The sequence below is a fragment of the Pseudarthrobacter xylosi genome (assembly GCF_055412765.1).
This window is the reverse complement of the sequence record NZ_JBVAYT010000001.1, coordinates 831464-854052: the sequence shown is the minus strand read 5'-3', so window position 1 is coordinate 854052 and position 22589 is coordinate 831464. Positions and strand designations below refer to the sequence as shown.

The window sequence follows — 22589 nt, the reverse complement described above, 5'->3', positions numbered from 1 at the left end:
GCCGCTAGCTTAGCGGGACCGCCGGGAGATTCTTGGTGAACGCGAGCGACCTGATGACCTCCGGATCCTGGTCCAGGTCGAACTGCGGTTCATAACCCGAGGTGAGGTACAGGTGCTTGGCTTCGGGCTGGCGCGGACCGGTGGTGAGGAAGACGCGCCGGTAGCCCCGGCGGGCCGCCAGAGACTCCAGTTCCGCCAGGACAAAACGGGCCAGCCCGCGGCGGCGGTGCGCCGAGTGGGTCCAGATCCGTTTGAACTCCGCGGTGTCGTTGTTGTACCGGCGGAACGCGCCGCCGGCTATGGACTCACCGTTTTCCTGAACCACCAGGAGCGCCCCGCCCGGACCCTTGAATTCCGACGCCGGGTAGCGGTTGAGCTCATCGGCGGCGGCTCCGCGGCCAAAGAGGTCGCCGTAGCGGGAGTCGTATTCCACGGCCAGTTCATCAAGGAGCGGACGGACCCGCGGATCGTGCATGGGGAGGTTCAGGACGCTCAGCGCGGACCTGTCCAGTGCTGGCCTCTTCAGTGCTGCCGGGCTGGCAATGCTGGTTTGTACGTTCATTCTTCAGGTCCTTCCGACGGCGGCGGGTTCGGCAGGCGTTGCCCGGCCGGTTGTGCGGGACGAAACCAGTTCCGCCGCGACGCCCAGGACAGTCCTGGCCAGGGCATCGTTCTCGCGGAACGGGGCGGCGTTGGTGCCGGGCCTGGCAAAGGCGCCGGCGCCCCAGCCGGACGTTCCCGGGCCCACGCCGAAGAGCCGCCCGGCTGCCTTGCCATGCCTGTCATGTAGCTCGTGCCGGTCCGAGACGAGCAGCTTTCCGGTGGAGTGGATGCCGTCCGCCGTGAGCAGCTGCTGTTCGCTGCCCAGTCCGGACGAGTGCAGGGACGCCAATATCGGGTTGAGCGACTGGGCCACGGAGGTTGCCGGCAGCCGGGCTTCGATGAACGCTGTGGTCCGGACGGCGAAACCGGTCTGCGGAGACGTTGCCACGAACTCGCCGGTGGACTCGTCCGCCGCGACGCCTAGGCCCGGTCCCAGGAACCGCAGTAGCCCGGCCCGGTGCAGGGCCAGCATCTCCCGGAGCCTGCGCGGCGGCGGCCCGGAGTCCACAAAGCTGAAGAATCCGTGCCACCAGCCGTGGATGGTCTGCTGGGACCTGGCGTTGAGTCGCTCGGCGGGAACCAGCCGGCCCAGGTCCATGTACACCTTCAGCAGCGCCACAAAGAGGGCCAGCGTTTCCGGATGGTCCGGGCTGTCGCGGAGCGCGAGATCCTTGTCGATGTAGTCCGCCACCGCCTCCTGGATGGCCGCGGGTCCGCCAAACGACTCCCCGGTGAAGGGCCGGTCCAGGGCATCGAGGTCGAGGCGCAGGGCGGGATCCGGGACCGATGCTGCCACCAGCTCCTCCCGTCCCGTGCTGTACCAGTCCAGCTCGGCGAAGCGGCCCGAAAACTCCGGCCAGCCGGTGCTCACACGGTCCGGGCTGCCGGTGAACAGCTCCCGGTAGTACCCGTAGCCTGCTTCCTTGGCAATGAGCGGCCACAGGTGGGCCTGGAAATCGAGCTCGGCATGACGCGCCAGCAGTGCGTCCACGGCGCCGGCCGTGAAGAAGGTCAGGCCGCCGGGAACCTCGCCGCGCAGGGCCGCGGAAATCTTGGAGTGGTAGGGCACCCCGCGCCGGGACCCGGCCCACAGCCGCGGTTCCCTGCCGGACGCCCGGTACCGCAGGCCGCCGTCGGGTGTTTCCTCGAACCTGCCGCCGCGCCCTTCCATCAGCAGCACCATCAGGTCCACAAACGCCAGGCCCATCCCGGCAACAATGACGTCCTGGCCGGGGGCAAGGGCTGAATAGTCGACGTCGGTGGTGTAGCTGGGTGCCGCATGGAAGGCGCCGTGCCGGGCGGCGAAGCCGGACCAGCCGGCGGACGCGGCGTCCGGCTGGGAGTCCGTGTGGCCAAGTGCGGTGACCACGACGTCGGCCCGCAACGTCCCGCCGTTGGCCAGCCGCACGAGGTGCGTGCCGGCGTCGTCCGCGGTTGTGGCGGAGAAGTCGCTGACACGCTCGATGGCCACGGCGGTGGTGCGGTGGACGGTGACCGTTCCGCCGAGTTTCGCAACAGCCCGGCGGAAGAACCACTCGAGGTACTGGCTGTGGAGTTGGCGGGTGGGGAAGGTGGCGCCCGTGAGGGCACGAAGTTGCTCGCGGATGGCGACGGGGAAGTCCGGTATGTCCGTGATGGAACCGTCCAGGACGCCGGCGGTCCATTCGGCGAGCCCTGGCCCGTCGATGGCGGGGCCTTCGCACGCCACGGACGAATCAGTGAACATGGTGACGTCCGCGGCGGTTGAGTTGAGCATCAGGCCGGGGTGCTGGTCGTAGCGCCAGATCCGCCCCGAACCGGCCTCATACGGTTCCACCACGTGAAGGTCCAGTGGGCCGGGAAATAGTTCATCGCGGTTGGCGGCCAGCCGCTCCAGCACCCCTGCCGCCCGCGGACCGCCGCCGATGAAGACAACCGAGGGGGCATTCGCTGGCATGGTGGCTCCTGATCGGGTCGGCTGGAGTGGACGCTGTGGGCGGGACCGCCTGGACGGGTGGCTGAGTGCCCATGCTAGGCAGCGTTGACGGCGGCGGTCGACGGGCCGGTAATGCCGGTTAACTCCGCGTCACGCCGCGTCAAAAGCCGCAAGAAACCGACTCATGACGCCGTGCGAAGCCGGGTGAAGTTATGCAACCTGCCGCCTTGCTGCCCCTTTCGCGGGCGTCCTAGATTTGCAGCCTGCGGCCCGGAGCACCACGGTGCCGCAACGCAATCCCGATGCATAGGAATCCAGTGAAGAAGCGAGGTGGCGCATGAGGTCAGCAGTAACCAAAGTGGCCCAGCCGGCAGAGTCGGATGAAGCAGCACGGCAGGCCTCCGAACCGGCGTCCACCGGGGCGGTAACCTCAGGCCCGGGAACGCCTGCTCCGGGAACGCCTGCTCCGGGAACTTCCGGCCCGTCCGGACCCAATCCCGGATCCCGTGGGCCGGCCACCGACTACTCCGGGTTCCCGCTGGTGGCTGCGAAGCATCCGTGGCGCTGGGTGGGGACGGCAGCGGTAGCCCTCGGCATTGTTGCCATCGCGTGGTCGCTGGCCACCAATCCGCGCTGGGAGTGGGGTGTGGTGGCGCAGTGGTTCACCGCCCAGTCCGTAGTCAACGGGCTTCTGGAGACGCTCAAGCTGACGGCCATTTCCGGCCTGCTGGGGTTTGTCTTGGGCTTCATCCTCGCCCTGATGCGGCTGTCCGCCTCGCCGCTGCTGGTCTCCGTCTCCTGGACGTTCTCCTGGATCTTCCGCTCCACCCCGCTGCTGGTGCAGATGCTTCTCTGGTACAACCTGGGCTATCTGTACGAGAAGATCAGCCTGGGGATCCCGTTCACGGATGTCCGCTTCTTCGAGGTGCAGACCACCACACTGATCAGCCAGTTTGCGGCAGCAGTGCTGGGGCTGACCCTGAACCAGGCCGCCTACTCGGCGGAAATCATCCGCGGCGGCATCCTGTCCGTGGACCAGGGGCAGCTCGAAGCAGCCGCCGCACTGGGCATTCCCGCCTGGCGCCGGTCCACCCGGATCGTCCTGCCGCAGGCTATGCGGGCCATCCTGCCAACGGCCTTCAACGAGATCATCGGCCTGGTCAAGGGCACCTCCATTGTGTACGTCCTTGCCTATTCCGAGCTGTTCTACACCGTGCAGGTCATCTACAACCGCACGCAGCAGGTCCTGCCGCTGCTCCTGGTAGCCACCCTCTGGTACGTGGTGATCACCTCCGTCCTGAGCGTCTTCCAGTACTACATCGAACGGCACTACTCCAAGGGCGCCCTGCGGACCCTGCCGCTGACGCCGCTCCAGAAGGCCCGCAAATTCTTCGCCACCCACGCCGAGGCAACCAACCGCGCAAGGAGCCCCCGATGAGCATCGCTATTGAGGACCAGACCTCCGCCGCTGCACCCAACGCTGCGACCCACGCTGCACCCAACGCTGCCACCCGCGGCCTCGTGGAAATCACCAAGGTCCGGAAATCCTTCGGCGCCACGGAGGTCCTCAAAGGCATCACGCTGACCGTTGAGCCCGGCGGCGTGGCCGTGATCGTGGGCCCGTCCGGCTCCGGCAAGTCCACCCTGCTGCGCACCATCAACCACCTCGAAAAGGTGGACGGTGGCCACATCGCCATCGACGGAAAGCTGGTGGGCTATGAGGTCCGGGGCAAGCGCCTGCACGAGCTTCGCGAGAAGACGATCCTGAAGCAGCGCACCGAGATCGGCATGGTGTTCCAGAATTTCAACCTCTTTCCGCACCTCACCGCGCTGGAGAACGTGGCCGAAGCCCCCGTCGTCGCGCAGGGCCGGTCCAAAGGGGAAGCCCGCCGCCGCGGCCTGGAACTCCTGGACCGCGTAGGCCTCAAGGACCGTGCCGGCGCGTACCCCCGGCAGCTGTCGGGCGGCCAGCAGCAGCGCGTGGCCATTGCGCGTGCGTTGGCCCTGAACCCGAAAATCCTGCTGTTCGACGAGCCCACCTCCGCCCTGGATCCGGAGCTGGTGAACGAGGTCCTTGATGTCATCCGGGAACTGGCGAAGTCCGGTACCACGCTGATCATCGTGACCCACGAGATGGGGTTCGCCCGCGACGTGGCGGACACCGTGGTGTTTATGGACGAGGGCCAGATCGTGGAACAGGGCAGTCCGGAACAGATTTTCACCAACCCGCAGGAACCACGCACCCGGAGCTTTTTCTCCAAAGTGCTCGAGCCGGCTTTCAACATCTAAGGAACTTCCCATGGCTTTTTTCACAGACCTTAGCCGCCGCGGTGGCCGGGTGCGCTCCCTGGCGGCGCTGCCCGCCGTCGTACTTCTTGGCACCGCAGCACTGTCCGCCTGCTCAGATCCCGGCGCCTCCGCTTCCGGCGTGTCTACTGATGCGTCGACGACGGCGGCCCGCAACGGTGTTGTGTACAACACCTCCCCGGACCAGCAGCGGGTCCGGGCAGTGAAGGACGCGGCGCTCGCGGCCAAGGTCCCTGAGCTGATCGGCAAGGACGGCAAGCTGACGGTGGCCACTACGGCGGGGTCCATCCCGCTGTCCTTCCACGCCACGGATGACAAAACACCGATCGGTGTGGAGTTGGACCTCGCCCAACTGGTGGCCGACAAGCTGGGGCTGGAACTCGACGTCCAGGTGACGTCCTGGGAGAACTGGCCGCTGAAGACCCAGTCCGGCGACTTCGAAGCGGTGTTCTCCAATGTTGGCGTCAACAAGGACCGCGTGAAGCTGTTCGACTTCGCCACGTACCGGGCGGCGTTCATGGGCTTCGAGGCCAAGAAGTCCGCCACCTACGACATCAAGGGCGCGGATGACATCTCCGGCCTGAAGATCTCCGTGGGCTCGGGCACCAACCAGGAAAAGATCCTGCTGGCGTGGAATGCCGAGCTGGAAGGAAAAGGCAAGGCGCCGGCGGTCCTGCAGTACTACTCCTCGGACGCGGACACCATCCTGGCGCTCTCCTCCGGCCGGACGGACCTGAACATCGCCCCGTACCCGTCCACGGTGTACCGCGAAAACACGCGCGATGACCTGAAGATCGTGGGCAAGGTCAACGCCGGCTGGCCCTCCGAAACGCTGGTGGCGGCAACCACGCTCAAGGGCAACGGCCTCGCGCCCGTGCTCTCGGAGGCGTTGAACTCCGCCATCAAGGACGGTTCCTACGCCGAAGTCCTGGAACGCTGGGGGCTCTCCGAGGAGGCCCTGCCGGAATCCAAGACCGTCAATGAGGGCAACTTCGGGACTGCCCAGGCCGGAGCAACCGCAAGCGGAGCTGCACAGACTGGAAAAACGCAGTGAAGTTCCAGGTCCTGGACATCATCCCGCACCTCGAGAATCCCGTGACCGGTGAGATTGTCTCCACGGCGGACCGGCTCAACCAGGTGGTGGAAACGGCGCGGCGGGCGGAGGAGCTCGGCTTCGACAGCTGCTCGGTGGGGGAGCGGCACGCCGGTGAGTTCATTTCCTCTTCGCCCACCACGGTCCTGGCGGCCATCGCCGCTGTTACGGACCGGATCCGGCTGCAGAGCGGCGTCACAGTGCTGGCCGTACTGGATCCCGTCCGCGTTGCCGAGGACTACGCCACGATCGACCAGCTGAGCCGCGGCCGGCTGGAACTGGTGATCGGCAAGGGCAACGAAGTCCTGCAGTACCCGCTTTTTGGCCTGGATCTCGCGGACCAGTGGGAGCTGCTCGCCGAGAAGTACGGGCTGCTGCGGAGGCTCTGGCGCGAGGAAGGCGTCACATGGTCCGGCCGGTTCCGTGCTCCGCTGACAGACCCGACCACCACCACGCCGCGGCCTTTTGATGGGCCGCCCCGGATTTGGCACGGGTCTGCTACAACACTGACGTCGGCCGCACTGGCCGCGAAATGGGGCGACCCGCTGTTTACCGCCAACGCCATCCAGCCCCGGGAAAACTACCAGGTGCTGATCGACCACTACCGTGCAGAGTACGAGCGTCACGGCCACGACCCGAAGCAGCAGTACGTCGGTTCGGGCAGCGGCGCCGGCGGCCTCTTCATCGCCGACACCACCCAGGAAGCCATCCGCCAGTTCGGCCCCGTCTATGAGGCGCTGACGGCCAACCGCAACGTCCCCGGCAACAACTCGCCCTTCCGCGATATCCAGCACGCCGTCGCCGATGGCCCGGCACTGGTAGGCAGCCCCGAACAGGTGATCGACAAGATCCTCAGCTACCACTCGCTCTACGGCCACGACCTGCAGTCCATCTCCCTGCCCACCACGCTGCCGTTCGAACAGCAGCTCGACATCATGGAACGGTTCGCGCTGGAAGTCATCCCCGCCGTCCGGGCCGCCGCCGCCACCACCCTGTGGGAGGCCGAAGACCCCTACGGCAGCCGACCCGAATTTGCCTTTCCCCGCACCGGCGCCACCCACAACACGAGCAGGAGCACCTATGCCTACGCACACTGACACCGCCCTCGAATCCTTTGAAGCTGACTGGCAGGACTGGCACGCTGCCCATGAGCGCCACCGCGCCCATCCGCATGGCTTCCTGGCGGTGACCCACCTGCACTGGCTGGGCAACGAAGCCACCCGGCTGGAACGCGCCCCGGGCACCTGGAGTGCGGATGCCGACGTCGTCCGCGTTGTCCTGGAGCCGGGCGAAAGCCTGCAGCGGGACGGCAAGGAACTGAACGGCGGGTCCGGGACCACACTGGAGTTCGGGCCCATCGAGGAGCGCGGCGGCATCAACCTCTCCTCCGGAGACACCGTCATCGAGCTGGCCAAACGCGGCGGCGAGTACATCGTCCGGCCACGGAACCCGGAGAACGGACTCCTGCGCGAGTACCAGGGCACGCCCGCCTACTCACCGAATGCCGCGTACGCCGTCCGCGGAACCTATGTGCCGTTCGAGGTGCCGCGGCCCACCACGGTGGGCGCCGCCGTCGAAGGTATCCAGCATGTCTACGAGGCACCGGGCGAGATCCGCTTCAAGCTGGCCGGCCAGGAGCTGGCGCTGACCGCGTTCAACGGCCACGCCCCCGGCACGCTGTCCGTGCTCTTTACCGACGCGACCTCCGGCACAACCACCTATGCGGCCAACCGCTCGCTGTCGGTGGTCCCTGCTGCGGACGGGTCCGTGGAGCTGGACTTCAACCGCGCCGTGAACCTGCCCTGCGCCTACACCGACCTCGCCACCTGCCCGCTGCCGCCGGCAGAAAACCGGCTGCCCGTGGCCATCGAGGCCGGCGAGAAGATCCCCTACGAACGTCAGGACCAGCAGTGAGCACATCAGAGCACACCACCGAAGCGGGACGCGCCGGATTCCTGGCCATCGAGCTTGACGGGGCCGGGTGGGACGGCGGGGACTTCGCCAGCCTCGCCGAAGCCGTCCTCGCCGCCGAATCCGCGGGTTTCCACGCTGCCACCTTCACCGACGTGCCCGTTCCGGGCCGGACCAACGCCCTGCAGCGCGCGGCCTACGCCGGGCCGGTAACCCGGACCATCGCCCTGGTTCCAGAAGTGGACACCGTGCACACAGAACCGTTCCACGTCTCCACCCAGCTCGCGAGCCTGGATTACGTCTCCGGCGGCCGTGCCGGGTGGATCGCAACTGCAGCGGCGTCACCGGAGGCGGCAGCCGCCGTCGGGCGCAGCAACGTGACCGGCGCCGCGCTTGCACAGGAAGCCGCCGCATCGATTGAAGTTTCCCGCCGGCTGTGGGACTCCTGGGAGGACGACGCCGTGATCCGCGACGTCGCCACCGGCCGGTACATTGACGTGGACAAGCTGCACTATGCGGACTTTGAAACACCGGCGGATTTTGCCGGGCATGCCTATTCGGTCAAGGGCCCGTCCATCATTCCCAGGCCGTTGCAGGGGCAGCTTCCGGTGCTGGCTGCCGCGTCACTGGTGGGCGAGGGGCAGGTCCCTGCGGACGGTGTTGACGCCGTGCTCGTCACCGCGCCGGCGCCCGAACTGCTCGCCGCCGAAATCAGGGATGTCCGAAGCCGGCTGGGAGCGTCCGTGGCGGTCATCGCCGAGCTCGACGTGGTCCTGGACTCCCGCGGTCTGGCCGCCGCCGAGCGTTTGGTCGGTTCCGGTTCGGCTGCCGACGGCGGCCACGCGCGGTACACCGGTTCGGCCGCCGGCCTGGCGGACCTCCTTGAGTCCCTCCTTGTGGAGGCCGACGGCGTCCGCCTCCACCCGGCGTCGTTCGCCCTGGAACTTGACGAACTTTCACGGCTGGTCCTGCCGGAACTACGGCGCCGCGGCGCACTGCTGGCCCCGGTCCTTGACGGCACGTTCCGGGACCTGCTGGGACTTGAGCGCCCGGCCAGCCGCTACGCAGACTCATCCGCGGCCGCTGCCGCCGGAAACTAAGGGGAAGACCATGACACAGCGCAACCGTGCTAAATCCGACGTTTTTGTGCCGACGGGCAAGCTGCAGTTCGGCGTCTTTTTTCAGGGCGTCAACTCCGGAACCATCTGGAAGGCAGCCGAATCCGGTTCGCAGACCGACTTCGAATCGTTCCGCCGTCTAGCGCAGACGGCCGAACGGGGGCTGTTCGCCGCGTTCTTCCTGGGCGAAGGCCTCCGCCTGCGGGAACACCTCGGGAGGCCGCACGCTCTGGACGTGGTGGGCCGTCCGGACGCGCAGACCATGCTCGCGGCGTTGGCTTCCGTGACCAGGAACATCGGCCTGGTGGCCACCCAGAACACCACATACAACGACCCCGCCGACCTGGCACACAGGCTCGCGTCACTGGACCTGATCTCCGGTGGCCGCGCGGCGTGGAACATCGTGACCACGGACAATGCCTGGACCGGGGCCAACTTCCGCCGCGGCGGGTACCTGGACCATGCAGACCGTTACAGGCACGCCGAAGGGTTCGTGGAGACGGCCAAGCGCATCTGGGATTCCTGGGACACTGCGGTGGGACCCGCGCGCCGTGTGCTCCATGAAGGGCAGCACTACACGGTGGACGTAACTCCCCGGCTGCCTCGAAGTGCGCAGTACCGGCCCGTGCTGTTCCAGGCAGGCGACTCTCCGGAAGGGCGCGACTTTGCTGCCCGGCAGGCGGATGTCATCTTCTCGGCCCATCCGAAGTTTGATGCCGCCGTGGAGTTCCGCAAGGACCTCGTGGCACGCTCGCTTGCGGCCGGGCGTGGAGCAAACGCGGTACAGATCATGCCGGCCAGCGAATTCATCCTGGCACCCACGGTTGAGGAAGCCGCGGCGAAGAAGGAGTGGGTGCGCAGCCTGCAAATTGGCCCGCAGCAGGCCGTGGCGTACCTGGAGCAGTTCTGGGGCCGCGAGCTCTCCGAGTACGATCCGGACGGGCCGCTTCCGGAGATTGATCCTGTGGTGGAGGAAACCTCCGAGACCCGCGGCAGCGGCTTCCACGGCGCCAAAGCCCGGCAGCTGGCGGACCAGTGGCGGGCAGAGGCCAAGGATAAGGGCCTCTCCATCCGCCAGTTCGTCACCTCCCGCACAGCCCGCGTGGACGCCACCTTCACAGGCTCGTACTCCGCGGTGGCGGACCAGCTGGCGGAGTATGCGCGGGTAGGCGCGGTGGACGGCTTCAACATTTCGCCGTGGCTGGTCCCGTCCGGCCTGGATGACATTGTGAACCACCTGGTGCCGGAACTGCAGGAACGCGGCGTCTACCCGACGGAGTACCGGGGCAGCACCCTGCGCGAAAACCTGGGCCTGGCAACTCCCGTTCGTTCGGTTGAGGCGGCTGAAGCGGTCCGCGCTTTATGAGCGCGGACCGCCCCGGCGGCCTGTGGCACCGCCTGTGGGGGACGGTGCGCTGCCGCTACCTTGGGGCGTTCGACGGCGGCGGGGCCGGGGACGGTGCCTCCGTCCCCGCTGGCGCCGTGCCCGACGGTGGCGCGGTAAGACTGCAGCTGACGGTGTGGGAGCAGTGGCTGTAGGAGTTTATTGCGTGGCCTCCAGCGGGACCGCTTGGTGCGCCTGTGCCGGGGTCAGAGCCGCCAAAATGTGTCAGTTTGAAATCTCGGGCTGGCACAACGGCGTGTTCAAACACGCGGAAGGGACCCTATCCTGACATCTTTTCGACCCAAGCCTGACGTCAGGTTGGGGTGTAGTTCAGTCTGACGGGAGTCTGAAGGACGCCGTCACGCGAGGGCTGCGATGGAGACGCAACTCCCGTTTCGTAGCGCAGGAGGGAGAATGCCGGGAGGATGGAAACCTTGGCTTGGAGCGATGATTCCAAAGTGCCGATAAGGACCCTTACGTCTTGCTAAGTTTTGCGCATCATACGAATCAGACAGCAGCTCTGCCGTGGTCGTTTACCTTACCGCGGTCCCTTCTCGACGGTAAACGGTGTGCGGGCGTCAGAGCAGGCTGGGTTGGCTGGCGAGGATATAGTCCGCTGCGGCTGGCCCTGTCATGCGCAGTCCTGGGCGGATGACTCCTTTGGCGATCTTGCGCCGATCGGGGATTCCCCTTTCGCGCATGGCGGCCCAGAAGGCCGGCGAGGATGCGGGGCATTCCCGGCGGAGCAGGCACCAGCTGGTGTACACCCCGTACAGTTCGTCGTCGGTTAGACCGTGGTTTGGTTCGGCAGGGGCGATGGAGTCGGCAAGGAAAAGTGAATAGGTTGAAGCCGTCACGGTCAGCCTTCCGCCCCGCGGGGCATGTGGGGGATGGCGATCTCGACGTACGCGAGGTCCAAGCCTGGTGCATCCGGCACGGGTCCATAGCGGTTCGGAGCCGGGAGTCTCCGCATCTGGCTGCATGGCGAAAGTGCCGCCAGATTGTCCGCTCCAGTGTTGGGTATACATCACTTAGTCATCGGGTCTCTGCCTTGGCCGCTTGCTGGTGGCGATGAATTGACTGTCCGGTAGTTTAGGGACTCGGCAGCGTCGAGAACCTCCAATGCCGTCATGCGGGCTGCGGTGGCCACGTCCTTAATGGGCATGCCGTGCGTAACGGCCCACGCCACGGCGGCCTGTAACTCAGGGCCGGCATGTTCATGTTCAAAACCCAAGGGCGCATCTATTGAGGCGGCCACTTCTACTGCGGTATTGAGTGTTCGGGTGCCTTCGATGTGAGGAGTTCCTCCCTGGACAACTGCGCCGAAAATAAGGGGCGCTGCCAGGGTCCGGGGCAACAATCACAGCGTAGGGGAAGAGTCGCGGGTTGGAAAGGACCGTACGGCTAGGGAGCCCCGCGCGTCATCCGCTGTTCAGGGCGCGCTGCAATTGTTCGTTGGCCAGGGTCGATTCTGGAGAGTAGGTTTCTGCAGGAGGCTGATAGTCGCGACGTCTGGCAAGCCGGTGACCTATGTTGGAGCTGATTCTGAGCCTTCCCTATCGAGCAATCCTTTTAAGGGTCAAGGCGGCATCTATCGGTTGCGCGAAGTACTCCTGGACCTTGAAGGGATGCAGCCGTGCTGCCAGTTTGCAAACTTTTCAGCAGGGTATTGCGTTAACTAGACGACCGGTCTAATCTTTAATTATCACCCCGAACGAAGGACTAAAGATGAGCACCGGCACCAAGGAACGAATCGCCAGCACCGCACTGGACCTGTTCCACGCGAACGGCTATTCGGCAACCGGCGTACTGGACATCACCAGGGCTGCCGGAGTTCCCAAAGGTTCCTTTTACCACTTTTTCGAAAGCAAGGAAGCCCTCGCCGTTGAAACAGTGAAGCTCTATGAGGCAACCATCCAATATGAACTGCTGGACAGCGGGGAAGCTTCCCCCTTGGGAAGAATCCGGGCACACCTTTCCTTCATTACAAAGATGGCAGAGGCTGAGAACTTCCAGCGCGGATGCCTGCTGGGCAATTTTTCCAACGAAATGCCGTCTCAGAGCGCAGCCGTCACGTCTGTGGTCGAACAGTCCCTCGAACTGTGGACAGGGAAGCTTGCGGTGGCCATCGAGGGCGCCCAAAATGACGGGGAGATCTCCAACCACAGTGATCCGCGGCGGCTCGCCGGCTTCATCATCGCCAGCTTCGAAGGCGCCGTCGCACGCTCCAAGCTGACCCGTTCGCGGGCGCCGCTGGAGGGGTTCCTGGAAACCGTCTACTCCGACGTCCTGGCCTAAGCGCCGATCCCCACGACGCCAGGTTTTTCTTTTCTCAATCACTAGACGACCGGTCTACTCCATCTGAAAGGCTCCGCCATGTCCCAATACACCGCCCCGAATCTCACCATCAAGGGAAGCAACGCCACGACGTACGCCTACCGCCGGTTCGGCAAAGCAGGAACCACACCCATCGTCTTCTTCCAGCATTTCCGCGGCAACCTGGACAGCTGGGATCCTGCCCTTGTTGACAGCATCGCCGCCGAGCGGGAAGTCATCCTGTTCGATGCCAGCGGCGTAGCACTGTCCACCGGGAAGGTGCCGACGACGTTCAAGGAGTTCGGCCGCGATGCGCTGGCCTTCATCGACGCCCTCGGCTTGGACGAGGTCGACCTGTTCGGCTTCTCCATCGGCGGGTTCGTCGCACAGGAGGTCGCCCTGCAGCGCCCGCACCTGGTACGCCGCATCATCCTCGCCGGCACCGGGCCTGAAGGTGGACGGGAGATGCATGGCTGGACGGATGAGCCACGGGCGCACGCCATGAAGGATGTGCAGGACGCCGGGGACATCCACTACCTGTTCTTCAACTCCTCGGCGGAGAGCACAGCCAAGGCCGATGAATTCGTCAGCCGTATCTTCACCCGCACGGACGACCGGGACGCCAACGTTTCCCTGGCCGCCCGGGACACACAAGCCGCCGCCGTCATCGAATGGGGCATTCCTGATCCGGCCAAACTGGTCCGCCTGGCCTCGATCAAGGCGCCCACTCTGGTGGCCAACGGCGACAACGACATCATGGTGCCCACGCCCAACTCCTACCTGTTGGCCGGCCACATCCCCAAAGCCGAACTCATCATCTACCCGAATGCCAACCACGGATTTCTCTTCCAGTACCCGCACGAATTCGCCGCTGAAGTCCTGGCATTCCTCGCAAAAGACTAACGTCCGCTCTTTTCCAACCCCCAACCCCCAAGGACAAAACAATGCCGACAAAAATCACCATCATCATCGAGAACCCGCAGGTGCCCGAAACTTTCGAGCAACACGTGCCCGCACTCCTGGACCTGGCCAAGGACCTGCCGGAACTGGTCCGGGTCGAGTCGGCCAAAGTCTGGCCCAAGGAGGACGGCACGCCAACACCTGCCCACCGGACCTTGGACTTCTACTTCCCCGACTACGAATCAGCCTCACGGGCCGTCGCCACACCACAAGCCGGAGCATTCTTCGAGAAACTATCGAGCGCCGGCGGAGCATTCACCGGTTTGTTTTCTGAACTCGACAACCAGTAAGACCAAAACCCTCCCCTGGCGCCCGCCTCCCCATTGAGCACTGCTCCACACAAAAACCCCGAAAGAAGAAGATCATGAGCAACCTCGTTGAATTTGTCCTCGCCAAGCATGGCACCGCACAGTCCTGGCAAGGAGCCCGCAGTGTGACGGCAAAGCTCCGCGTCCACGGCGTCTTCTGGCCCTACAAAGGCCAGCCGGACCTGCTCGGCGACGTAACAGTGACAGCCGACCTCGCCGAACAGCGGATCAGCATCACACCCTTCGGACCAGGACGGACCCTGCACTTTGACGCCGCCAAGGATCTGGTCACCATCACCGATGGTGCGGGCACAGTAGTGGACAGCCTTTCCGCGCCCCGCCACAGCATGGCCGGCTACCAGGGTGACACCCCGTGGTCACCGACCCAGATGGGCTACTTCATCTCCTACGCCACCTGGACCTATCTCGCCGAACCGCTGCTCTTCACGCTCCCCGGAGTCCAGACCCGTGAACTCGATCCCTGGGACGAAGACGGCGAGACGTGGCGACGGCTCGAAGTGACCTTCCCGGACTCCATCCACAGCCACAGCAAAGTCCAGACCTACTACTTTGACTCCGAGACCGGGCTGCAGCGGCGCATGGACTACGACGTCGAAGTCAACGGTTGGGCCGAAGTGGCCCATTACACCTCCGAGCACAAAGACTTCCAAGGACTCACCGCGCCCACCCGCCGCCGCGTCCTGCTCCGCGACAAGGAGAACAACGCCATCCACAGCTTCGCCGCCATCCTCCTGGACCTCCAAGACCTCCGACCGAACAACTAACAATCACCAACCGGCAAGACAACAACGACCCAGCAAGGAGCACCAAAATGTCTATTCCCACCACTGAAATTCTGAAGAACGCCCTGGACCGGGCCGCAACCGACCATGGCATCTATGAAGCCGAAACCCTCGGCGGTGTACATGATGCCGAATGGCCCACTTGGTACGCGGACCACATGAGCAGAAGCCTGGCCGACGCCGGCTACAGCCTCAACGAGCCCGCCGGAACCGACCGCAACCAACCTGCAGCTGCACCAGAAGCAGCTCAGGCAAGCACCGCAGTGGAGTTGAAGCTCGAAGTCCTCGTCCTCCCCGTCTCAGACGTTGACCGGGCAAAGGATTTCTACGAGAAGGCCGGTTTCCGCCTCGACGCCGACTTCAACATCAGCGAAGAGCTCCGCATAATCCAGCTCACCCCTCCAGGCTCCGAAATGTCGATCATCTTCGGCACGGGAGTCACCGAATCAACGCCCGGGTCCGTCCAGAACCTTCACCTGATCGTGAAGGACATCATTGCCGCGCAGGCAGACCTGCACAACCGTGGGATCGACATCAGCGACGTCTGGCACGACGCAGACGGACTCTTCCACCGGCCGGGCGGACGAAACCGGGTGTCCGGACCCTCCCCCGACAGGGCTGACTACGGGTCCTTCGCGTCCTTCAGCGACCCGGACGGCAACGGCTGGTTCCTTCAGGAAGTCCTCACCAGGGCGCCCGGACGATGAGCGGGGCCAGTTCCGCAGAGTATGACCTGATCATCCTCGGCGGCGGCGCAGTCGGTGAGAACATCGCCGACCGCGCCGTCCAGGGCGGCCTCACCGCCGTCATCGTTGAGAGCGAACTCGTCGGCGGCGAGTGCTCCTACTGGGCATGCATGCCCTCCAAAGTCCTGCTCCGTTCCGCACAGGCACTACGCGCAGCCCGGCAGCTTCCAGGCGCAGCCGAGGCTGTTACAGGGCAACTCAACGTCGAAGCTGTGCTGGCGCGCCGGGATTACTACACCAGCAACTGGTCCGACGCCGGACAGGTCCAATGGCTCAACAGTGCCGGGATCGGGCTGGTCCGGGGGCACGGCCGGATAAACGGCACCAAGAGAGTCACCGTCACCGCGGCCGACGGTTCAAGCACTGAACTCACCGCCCGGCATGCGGTCGCCGTCGCCACCGGTTCAGGCTCGCTCCTGCCCGACATTGAAGGGCTGGCAGATGCCCGGGCCTGGACCAGCCGGGAAGCCACCAGCATCAAGACGGTCCCGACGAGCCTCGCCATCATCGGCGGCGGCGTAGTGGCGACGGAAATGGCAACAGCTTTCGCCGGCTTCGGGACCACAGTGACCGTGATCGCCCGCGGCGGCCTCCTCTCCGGGATGGAACCGTTTGCCGGAGAGCTCGTTGCCGAGGCCCTCCGTGAACAGGGCGTGACCCTGCTGCTTGACACCAAGACCACCAGTGTTCACCGCAGCGATACCGGCGTCACCATCGAAACCGGCGACGGCCAGACCGTCACGGCCCAGGAAGTGCTCATCGCAACGGGCCGGACCCCGAATACCTGGGACGTTGGGCTCGACACTGTTGGTCTCATTCCGGGTGACTGGATAGAAACCGATGACACCTTGCGGGTCCCCGGCTTTGACTGGCTGTACGCCGCCGGAGATGTAACAAACCGTGCGCTGCTAACCCACCAAGGCAAGTACCAGGCACGGGCGGCGGGAGACGTCATCGCCGCAAGGGCAACAGGCGCGGAAGTGATGGATGCCCCGTGGGGACGCCATGTGGCAACAGCGGACCATGCAGCGGTACCACAGGTCACGTTCACCGACCCTGAGATCGCCTCCGTGGGTCTTACCGCGGTCGCCGCGGAAAGGGCCGGTTACGACATCCGGGTGGTCGACTACGAGATCGGGCACGTGGCCGGCGCCGGCTTGCGGGCCAATGGCTACAAGGGCACTGCCCGGATGGTCGTCGACGAGGCACGGAAGGTCATCCTGGGCGTGACCTTCGTGGGTCCCGACGTCAGCGATCTGCTCCAGGCGGCAACCATCGCCGTCGTTTCCGAAGTCCCCCTGGACCGGCTCTGGCACGCTGTCCCCGCCTACCCCACGGTGAGCGAGATATGGCTCCGCCTCCTGGAGACCTACGGCCGGCCACCTCAACAGCGGTCACTCTAAACCCAGCAACCCCCGCAGGCCGGTCGAAGCCAGGTCGTTTTTCACAGTCCATCAGCGAGACGATCCAGCTTCGACCGGCCCGGGCCGGGGGACAACCCCTGCTACACCGGTCATCCCGATTTGGCTGCACACTCCACCAAAGAACACGAGAGAACACGAGAGAAGCCCCCATGGCTAACCGCTCTTCAAACAGAACCACCAGGCGCCGACTTCCCATCCCACAGTTCCACGCCCTCGGAAAGTCACCCACAGGCCCGACACAAGATCCAGACAGGACCGCCTGATGGCACTCACCGAACGCGAAGAGCAAATGCTGGAGCAACTGGAGAAGCAATTCAAGGAGGACGATCCCCAGTTTGCCCACACAATGGAAACTGACCCGGGCCCCATCTCATCCATTCGCCGCGTCGTCGGCGGCGTACTAATGACGATTGCCGGCTTCGCCCTCCTACTCTTCGGCCTCGCACTCCCGAACCCCGTTGCGAACCTCATCATCGGCCTGACCGGCTTTGCGGCCATGGTGACCGGACTCTACCTGGCAACCCAAAAGGTGTTCGGAAAGCAGGCACAGGGTTTGAAGAAGACAAAAACGACAGGCCGCAGCACGGCAACCGCACCGAAGGAAGAACCAAAGGACACCATCAGTAATGTCGCTTGGTGGGCGCTACTGTTCTGGTGGGTCTAACCGGGTTCACAGCCCGAACGAACGGGAAACCGGGTGCTGGTAGTGGACGTTTCGTCAAGTAATAAGTCAGCCGACGGTGAAGGGTCGACGGCGGCAAGGTGACTGCCGTCGTCGACCCTTTCTCGGAACTGCCTGCTTTCAGCTGATGGGGAGCAGCGGCCTTAGGTGGCTTTGGACTCCACCATCTGCTCTTCAGCGGGAGTGGCCTGCAGTTCGGAGCCTGACGATGGATGTGCTGCGACGGCCGCTGCGTGCTCGGCCAGCACGCCCGTTTGATGGCGGATCTTCAGGCGGTACAGCAGGGCCCCGCCCACGGTGACGGCGGCAACGAACAGCACCCCGCCCCATTGCAGGTACCACTCGAACGGCGGGACCGAGTTGTAGATCTCCGGGCGCGGCCAGATCAGGTTCACCGTCATGGCGCCGCCCCACAGGACCGCGAGGATGTTCACCGGAAGCCCCCATTTGCCCATGCTGAATCCGGCGTCGGAATCATCACCCGGCCATCTTCCCAGGAGCCGGTTGCGCAGCATGGGTGCGGTGACCAGGAGGTAGGACAGGTAAATCAGCACGATGCTGATGCTGGACAGAATTGTGAAAATCGCCGGCTGCATAACGTTGATGAGCAGTGGCATGATGGCCAGGACGCCGATGACGATGGCGGCAACAGTCGGCGTTCTGCGGACCGGATCCACTTTGCTGAGCTGCCGGCTGAACGGCAGGTTGTTGTCCCGGGCCATGGCGAACATCATCCGGATGGCGGCCGCGTGGACGGACAGGGTGCAGACCACCACGGCCACCACGATGCACACGAGGAAGGCCTTGCCGAAGGGTCCGCCCAGGACGGAAAGCACGATGTACTGCAGGCCGCCGTCGACAGAGCCCACTTTGGGATCGGTGAGGTCCGGCGCGGCCAGGATGCCAAAGAGCAGGATCAGGCCACCGAGCAGGAACGAGGCCGTGACGGCGCGCAGGATGGCCTTGGGCGCGGTGCGTTTGGGGTCCTTGGTTTCCTCCCCGAGGGAGCTGGCGGTGTCAAAGCCGTACATAACATAGCCCGAAGCCATGGCTCCGATCAGGAAGACGCCGAAGAAGCCCAGGTCGTGTCCTTCCCCGTAACCGGCGGTGTCGAAGAAGACCTCAGGACCGCGCACCACGTGCCAGCCCAGTGCGAGGATCAGCAGGACGGCCGCCACCAGCTCCACGAATACGCCGACGCTGTTGATCCTGGTCATCAGCTTCACGCCGAACGCGTTGATAAGGGTGGAGATGGTGATCACAATGGTGGCCAGCACAACGCCGTTCATGGCGAAGTCGTACGGGCCGGTGCCGTCACCGACGAACTGGAAGCCGGACCAGAGCTGCGGCAGGGTGAGCTGCAGGGCCAGTGCCACGGACCCCAGCGCCATGATGGAGGACAGCAGCAGCAGCCAGCCCGCCAGCCATGCCGAGGTTCCGGTCGCCAGCCGTTTGGCCCAGTTGTAGACCGACCCCGCAACGGGGTAGCGGCCGGCCAGCTCGGCAAAACACAGCGCCACCATCAGCTGGCCGACGAAGACAATGGGCCAGGACCAGGCATATGCCGGGCCTGCCATGGAAAAACCAAAATAGAACAGTTGAAAAACGCCGGTGAGGATGGAGATGTAGCTGACGCCTGCGGCGAAACTGGCAAACTTGCCGATGCTCCGGTCCAGGGTCTGGGTATAGCCGAACTCGTCCATGCCGCTTGAATCAAGACTCTTGCTGGGTTCTATCATTTGGACTCCTCAATCAGAAAAGCACGATAGTGATGTGGCCTGATCCTCAGGCGAAGGATGCGCTGAGCTCCACCTCTTCTGCGCCAACGCTGCCGGACCGTCCTGCGCGGATCAGATCGGCGCAGCGCTCGCCGATCATCATGACGGTGATGTTCGGGTTGACGGTGACGTGTTCAGGCATGACTGAGGCGTCCGCGACGCGCAGTCCGGTGACGCCTTTGACCCGCAGCTCGGGATCCAAAGGTGACATCCCGTCGTCGGCCGCGCCCATGCGGACGGTGCCCACGGGGTGGTACACGGTGTTGTGCGTCTTGCGGATATAGTCCCGCAGTTCTTCGTCCGTCTGAGCCTCGACACCGGGCGAAAGCTCCCGGCCGGTCCATTCGGCCATGGCCGGCTGGGCGGCGATCTCGCGCGCCTTGCGGATACCGGCCACCATGACCCGCATGTCGTGGCCGTCCGTGTCCGTGAAGTAGCGCGGGTCCACCATGGGCTTGTCTCGGAAGTCGCGGCTGCGCAGCCGGACGGTGCCGCGGGAGCGGGCATGCGTGACGTTCGGGGTGAGGCTGAAGCCGTTCTCCGTGGTGGGGTAGCCGTGCCGCAGGGTGTTCATGTCGAACGGTACGGAGCCGTAGTGCATCATCAGGTCCGGGCGGTCCAGGCCCTCCTCGGTGGGGGTGAAGATGCCGATTTCCCACCACTGCGTCGAGGTCTGGACCATCGGCTGCCTGGCCTCGAACTGCACCACGCCCTCGGGGTGGTCCTGCAGGTTTTCGCCCACACCGGGGGAGTCCACCAGGACCTCGATGCCGTGCTGGGCGAGGTGCGCTGCCGGGCCGATGCCGGAGAGCATCAGCAGCTTGGGCGAGTCGATGGCGCCGGTGGAAAGAATGACCTCGCGGTCCGCGGAGAGCCGGTGGGTCCGGCCGAACGCCGAGTCCACCACGTCCACGCCTGTGCAGCGCTTGTCCGCGTCGAACACCAGCTGGCGGGCGCGGAGGCCGGTCAGCAGCGTGAAGTTTTCGCGCTCCATGATGGGGTGGATGTAGGAGACCGAGCTGGAGGACCGGGTACCGTCCGCGCGGCGGTTGATCTGGAAGAAGTTGGCGCCGTTGACCACCGTGGTTCCGGTGTTGAACTTTGCCCGGGGGATGCCCGTCTGTTCGCAGGCGTCCAGGAGCGCGACGCCGGCCGGATCCACCGGGGGCACGTTCATCAGGTGCACGGGGCCTGAGTCACCGTGGTGCGGCGCGTCCGGTCCGGCGTCCTCGTTGGTCTCCAGTCGCTGGTAGAGCGGCCAGGCGTTGTCAGCGGTCCAGCCGGTGGCGCCGTACTTGGATTCCCACTCGTCCAGGTCTTCGCGCGGGGCCCAGAACGCGATGCAGGAGTTGTGGCTGGAGCAGCCACCCATCACCTTGGCGCGGGCGTGGCGCATAAATGAGTTGCCGTTCTCCTGGGGTTCCACCGGGTAGTCCCAGTCGTAGCCGGATTCCAGCAGCTCCATCCAGCGGTCCAGCTGCAGGATCTCGGGCAGGTTGCGGTCATCCGGGCCAGCCTCCACGAGGGCCACGGTCACGTCCGGATCCTCAGTCAGCCGCGCGGCCACTGCCGCCCCGGCGGATCCGCCGCCGATGACGATGTAGTCGAATCCGCGCTCGCTGAGGTCCTCGATGTTGTCGACGTGCATCTAGTTCTCCTTGCCGTGGTCGGCGAACCAGCCGGTGACCTGTGGGCTGGTGTTCTGGTAGATGTGCTTGGCTTCCTGGTATTCGCCCAGGCCTGTCGGGCCCAGCTCGCGGCCGACGCCGGACTGGCCGAAGCCGCCCCACTCGGCCTGGGGGAGGTAGGGGTGGTAGTCGTTGATCCAGACGGTGCCGTGCCGCAGCCGGGATGCCACGCGCTGGGCTTTTCCGGCGTCCTGGGTCCAGACTGCGCCCGCCAGCCCGTAGATGGTGTCGTTGGCGGTTGCAACGGCCTCGTCCTCGGTGCGGAAGGTCTCGACGGTCACCACCGGGCCGAAGGCTTCGTCCACCACCACGGACATCCCCTTTTGGACGCGGTCCAGGACGGTCGGCTGGTAGTAAAAACCGCCGTCGTACTTTTCTCCCTCAGGCGCCGCGCCGCCGCACCGCAGCCGCGCGCCCTCCGCGATGCCGCGCTGGACGTAGGCGTGGACCTTGTCGCGGTGGGCTGCGGAAATCAGCGGCCCGGTTTCGGCAGCCTCGTCAAACGGGCCGCCAAGCCGGATCCCCTGCGCACGGCGGACCAGCTCGTCGACGAAGCGCTCGGCGATTGATTCCTCCACCACCAGCCGCGCCCCGGCGGAGCAAACCTGCCCGGAGTGGACGAATGCGCCGTTCAGGGCGTTGTCGACGGCGGCATCGAAGTCCGCGTCGGCAAACACCACGTTGGGGTTCTTGCCGCCAAGTTCCAGCGCCACCTTTTTCACGGTGCCGGCTGCGGCCGCGGCGATGCGCTTGCCGGTTTCCAGTCCGCCGGTGAAGGAGACCAGGTCGACGGCGGGGTGTTCGGAGAGCGGTGCCCCCGCCTCCGCGCCGGGTCCGGTCACAAGGTTGGCGACGCCGTCCGGCAGGCCGAGGTCCTGCAGCAGCTGCATGGCCAGGATGGCGGTGGACGGGGTGAGCTCGGAGGGCTTAAGGACGAAGGTGCAGCCGGCGGCCAGCGCGGGCGCGATCTTCCACGCGGCCTGGAGCAGCGGGTAGTTCCACGGTGTAATCAGGCCGCAGACGCCCACGGGCTCGTAGACGATTTTGCTCACGACGGCGGTGTCCCCGGCGTCGACCAGGCGGCCCGCCTGCTGTCCGGCCAGCCGTCCGAAATATTCGAAGCAGGCGGCGATGTCGTCCATGTCGATGCGGCTTTCGGCTATCCGCTTCCCGGTGTCCAGTGATTCAGCGCGGGCGAACTTTTCCCGGCGTTGGCGCAGTTCCGCGGCCACTTTGAGCAGGAAAGTGCCGCGCTCGGGTGCCGGTACCGAAGCCCAGACGCCGGAGTCGAAGGCCGCCCGGGCGGCAGCGATGGCACGCCCGGCATCTTCCCGGCCGGCCTCGGACACTGTGGCTGTCAGCTCGCCGTCGGCGGGATTGCGGATCTGGCGCACCGCGCCGGAGGCGGCCGGCTCCCACGAGCCGTTGATGAAGAGGGTGGATGCTGTCGCGTCATGAGACGTTGTGGCGTAAGTCATACGGAGGACAGTAGTGCACATTGAACGATCGTTCAATGCTTTTTTGAACACTCGTTCAAAGTTGCGGGTGCTGCT

Annotated in this window: 21 protein-coding genes; 15 read left to right on the top strand and 6 right to left on the bottom strand. The window is 65.3% G+C overall.

The genetic code is table 11. The features are described from left to right. Positions 1-4: 4 nt before the first annotated feature. The gene (locus tag ACZY1F_RS04020; protein ID WP_463940366.1) at positions 5-562 is read right to left on the bottom strand and encodes a GNAT family N-acetyltransferase; all 558 of its coding nucleotides are present in this window, start codon (positions 560-562) and stop codon (positions 5-7) included. Between the two features lie 3 nt (positions 563-565). Continuing rightward, on the bottom strand, positions 566-2539 hold the full coding sequence (locus tag ACZY1F_RS04015; protein ID WP_463940365.1) for an FAD/NAD(P)-binding protein: 1974 nt from the start codon (positions 2537-2539) through the stop codon (positions 566-568). 316 nt (positions 2540-2855) lie between these two features. Here ACZY1F_RS04015 and ACZY1F_RS04010 point away from each other — a divergent pair, with 316 nt between their 5' ends. From ACZY1F_RS04010 to ACZY1F_RS03975, 8 genes are read left to right on the top strand one after another with little or no spacing between them, the layout of a single operon-like run. Then, entirely contained in the window at positions 2856-3956 is a 1101-nt protein-coding gene (locus ACZY1F_RS04010; protein WP_463940364.1) for an amino acid ABC transporter permease, read from the top strand. Beyond that, positions 3953-4807 carry an amino acid ABC transporter ATP-binding protein gene (locus ACZY1F_RS04005; protein ID WP_463940363.1) on the top strand — a complete coding sequence of 285 codons (855 nt, stop codon included), beginning with the start codon at positions 3953-3955 and terminating at the stop codon, positions 4805-4807. Before ACZY1F_RS04010 ends, ACZY1F_RS04005 begins: the two co-directional genes overlap by 4 nt. Positions 4808-4817: 10 nt before the next feature. Then, positions 4818-5879 carry a transporter substrate-binding domain-containing protein gene (locus tag ACZY1F_RS04000; RefSeq protein WP_463940362.1) on the top strand — a complete coding sequence of 354 codons (1062 nt, stop codon included), beginning with the start codon at positions 4818-4820 and terminating at the stop codon, positions 5877-5879. Beyond that, positions 5876-7015, top strand: a complete 1140-nt coding sequence (locus ACZY1F_RS03995; RefSeq protein ID WP_463940361.1) for an LLM class flavin-dependent oxidoreductase — start codon at positions 5876-5878, stop codon at positions 7013-7015. Before ACZY1F_RS04000 ends, ACZY1F_RS03995 begins: the two co-directional genes overlap by 4 nt. Beyond that, positions 6999-7832, top strand: coding sequence for a DUF1684 domain-containing protein (locus ACZY1F_RS03990; RefSeq protein WP_463940360.1), 834 nt, complete (start codon positions 6999-7001; stop codon positions 7830-7832). Before ACZY1F_RS03995 ends, ACZY1F_RS03990 begins: the two co-directional genes overlap by 17 nt. After that, positions 7829-8929: an LLM class flavin-dependent oxidoreductase gene (locus ACZY1F_RS03985; protein ID WP_463940359.1), complete on the top strand. Its 1101-nt coding sequence runs from the start codon at positions 7829-7831 to the stop codon at positions 8927-8929. Before ACZY1F_RS03990 ends, ACZY1F_RS03985 begins: the two co-directional genes overlap by 4 nt. Before the next feature lie 10 nt (positions 8930-8939). Then, a complete protein-coding gene (locus ACZY1F_RS03980; protein WP_463940358.1) occupies positions 8940-10313 on the top strand; it encodes an NtaA/DmoA family FMN-dependent monooxygenase in 1374 nt (457 codons plus the stop codon). Next, entirely contained in the window at positions 10310-10486 is a 177-nt protein-coding gene (locus tag ACZY1F_RS03975) for a hypothetical protein (RefSeq protein WP_463940357.1), read from the top strand. Before ACZY1F_RS03980 ends, ACZY1F_RS03975 begins: the two co-directional genes overlap by 4 nt. A gap of 423 nt (positions 10487-10909) precedes the next feature. On the opposite strand, the gene ACZY1F_RS03970 is transcribed toward ACZY1F_RS03975, so the two are convergent. Beyond that, the gene (locus tag ACZY1F_RS03970; protein ID WP_463940356.1) at positions 10910-11188 is read right to left on the bottom strand and encodes a hypothetical protein; all 279 of its coding nucleotides are present in this window, start codon (positions 11186-11188) and stop codon (positions 10910-10912) included. Between the two features lie 871 nt (positions 11189-12059). Here ACZY1F_RS03970 and ACZY1F_RS03965 point away from each other — a divergent pair. The 7 genes from ACZY1F_RS03965 to ACZY1F_RS03935 all read left to right on the top strand — a co-directional run bounded on the left by ACZY1F_RS03965 (position 12060) and on the right by ACZY1F_RS03935 (position 17552). Then, positions 12060-12629 (top strand): TetR/AcrR family transcriptional regulator, encoded by a 570-nt coding sequence (locus ACZY1F_RS03965; protein ID WP_463940355.1) that lies wholly within the window; start codon positions 12060-12062, stop codon positions 12627-12629. A 78-nt stretch (positions 12630-12707) separates the two neighbouring features. Then, positions 12708-13550, top strand: coding sequence for an alpha/beta fold hydrolase (locus ACZY1F_RS03960; protein WP_463940354.1), 843 nt, complete (start codon positions 12708-12710; stop codon positions 13548-13550). 41 nt (positions 13551-13591) lie between these two features. Beyond that, complete coding sequence (locus ACZY1F_RS03955) at positions 13592-13897, top strand: EthD domain-containing protein (RefSeq protein ID WP_463940353.1); 306 nt, start codon at positions 13592-13594, stop codon at positions 13895-13897. Positions 13898-13971: 74 nt separating this feature from the next. After that, entirely contained in the window at positions 13972-14700 is a 729-nt protein-coding gene (locus tag ACZY1F_RS03950) for a hypothetical protein (protein ID WP_463940352.1), read from the top strand. A gap of 47 nt (positions 14701-14747) precedes the next feature. Further along, the gene (locus tag ACZY1F_RS03945; RefSeq protein ID WP_463940351.1) at positions 14748-15425 is read left to right on the top strand and encodes a VOC family protein; all 678 of its coding nucleotides are present in this window, start codon (positions 14748-14750) and stop codon (positions 15423-15425) included. Then, entirely contained in the window at positions 15422-16867 is a 1446-nt protein-coding gene (locus tag ACZY1F_RS03940) for a dihydrolipoyl dehydrogenase family protein (protein WP_463940350.1), read from the top strand. The genes ACZY1F_RS03945 and ACZY1F_RS03940 overlap by 4 nt, the downstream gene beginning before the upstream one ends. Before the next feature lie 283 nt (positions 16868-17150). Next, positions 17151-17552, top strand: a complete 402-nt coding sequence (locus ACZY1F_RS03935) for a DUF3040 domain-containing protein (protein ID WP_463940349.1) — start codon at positions 17151-17153, stop codon at positions 17550-17552. Positions 17553-17713: 161 nt separating this feature from the next. Here ACZY1F_RS03935 and ACZY1F_RS03930 read toward each other — a convergent pair whose 3' ends face one another. Genes ACZY1F_RS03930 through ACZY1F_RS03920 form a run of 3 tightly spaced genes read right to left on the bottom strand, consistent with a single transcriptional unit; the run spans position 17714 to position 22514 of the window. Beyond that, positions 17714-19309 carry an APC family permease gene (locus tag ACZY1F_RS03930; RefSeq protein ID WP_463940348.1) on the bottom strand — a complete coding sequence of 532 codons (1596 nt, stop codon included), beginning with the start codon at positions 19307-19309 and terminating at the stop codon, positions 17714-17716. 46 nt (positions 19310-19355) lie between these two features. Further along, on the bottom strand, positions 19356-20996 hold the full coding sequence (locus ACZY1F_RS03925; protein WP_463940347.1) for a GMC family oxidoreductase: 1641 nt from the start codon (positions 20994-20996) through the stop codon (positions 19356-19358). After that, on the bottom strand, positions 20997-22514 hold the full coding sequence (locus ACZY1F_RS03920; protein WP_463940346.1) for an aldehyde dehydrogenase family protein: 1518 nt from the start codon (positions 22512-22514) through the stop codon (positions 20997-20999). Positions 22515-22589 lie beyond the last annotated feature (75 nt).

Bases quoted from the DNA above. Each gene is read 5' to 3' on its own strand.
- ACZY1F_RS03975 (WP_463940357.1), top strand. From the start codon at position 10,310: ATGAGCGCGGACCGCCCCGGCGGCCTGTGGCACCGCCTGTGGGGGACG.
- ACZY1F_RS04000 (WP_463940362.1), top strand. From the start codon at position 4,818: ATGGCTTTTTTCACAGACCTTAGCCGCCGCGGTGGCCGGGTGCGCTCC.
- ACZY1F_RS03980 (WP_463940358.1), top strand. From the start codon at position 8,940: ATGACACAGCGCAACCGTGCTAAATCCGACGTTTTTGTGCCGACGGGC.
- ACZY1F_RS03965 (WP_463940355.1), top strand. From the start codon at position 12,060: ATGAGCACCGGCACCAAGGAACGAATCGCCAGCACCGCACTGGACCTG.
- ACZY1F_RS04020 (WP_463940366.1), bottom strand. From the start codon at position 562: ATGAACGTACAAACCAGCATTGCCAGCCCGGCAGCACTGAAGAGGCCA.
- ACZY1F_RS03960 (WP_463940354.1), top strand. From the start codon at position 12,708: ATGTCCCAATACACCGCCCCGAATCTCACCATCAAGGGAAGCAACGCC.
- ACZY1F_RS03990 (WP_463940360.1), top strand. From the start codon at position 6,999: ATGCCTACGCACACTGACACCGCCCTCGAATCCTTTGAAGCTGACTGG.
- ACZY1F_RS03955 (WP_463940353.1), top strand. From the start codon at position 13,592: ATGCCGACAAAAATCACCATCATCATCGAGAACCCGCAGGTGCCCGAA.
- ACZY1F_RS03920 (WP_463940346.1), bottom strand. From the start codon at position 22,514: ATGACTTACGCCACAACGTCTCATGACGCGACAGCATCCACCCTCTTC.
- ACZY1F_RS03935 (WP_463940349.1), top strand. From the start codon at position 17,151: ATGGCACTCACCGAACGCGAAGAGCAAATGCTGGAGCAACTGGAGAAG.
- ACZY1F_RS04010 (WP_463940364.1), top strand. From the start codon at position 2,856: ATGAGGTCAGCAGTAACCAAAGTGGCCCAGCCGGCAGAGTCGGATGAA.
- ACZY1F_RS03930 (WP_463940348.1), bottom strand. From the start codon at position 19,309: ATGATAGAACCCAGCAAGAGTCTTGATTCAAGCGGCATGGACGAGTTC.
- ACZY1F_RS03940 (WP_463940350.1), top strand. From the start codon at position 15,422: ATGAGCGGGGCCAGTTCCGCAGAGTATGACCTGATCATCCTCGGCGGC.
- ACZY1F_RS03950 (WP_463940352.1), top strand. From the start codon at position 13,972: ATGAGCAACCTCGTTGAATTTGTCCTCGCCAAGCATGGCACCGCACAG.
- ACZY1F_RS04005 (WP_463940363.1), top strand. From the start codon at position 3,953: ATGAGCATCGCTATTGAGGACCAGACCTCCGCCGCTGCACCCAACGCT.
- ACZY1F_RS03925 (WP_463940347.1), bottom strand. From the start codon at position 20,996: ATGCACGTCGACAACATCGAGGACCTCAGCGAGCGCGGATTCGACTAC.
- ACZY1F_RS03945 (WP_463940351.1), top strand. From the start codon at position 14,748: ATGTCTATTCCCACCACTGAAATTCTGAAGAACGCCCTGGACCGGGCC.
- ACZY1F_RS04015 (WP_463940365.1), bottom strand. From the start codon at position 2,539: ATGCCAGCGAATGCCCCCTCGGTTGTCTTCATCGGCGGCGGTCCGCGG.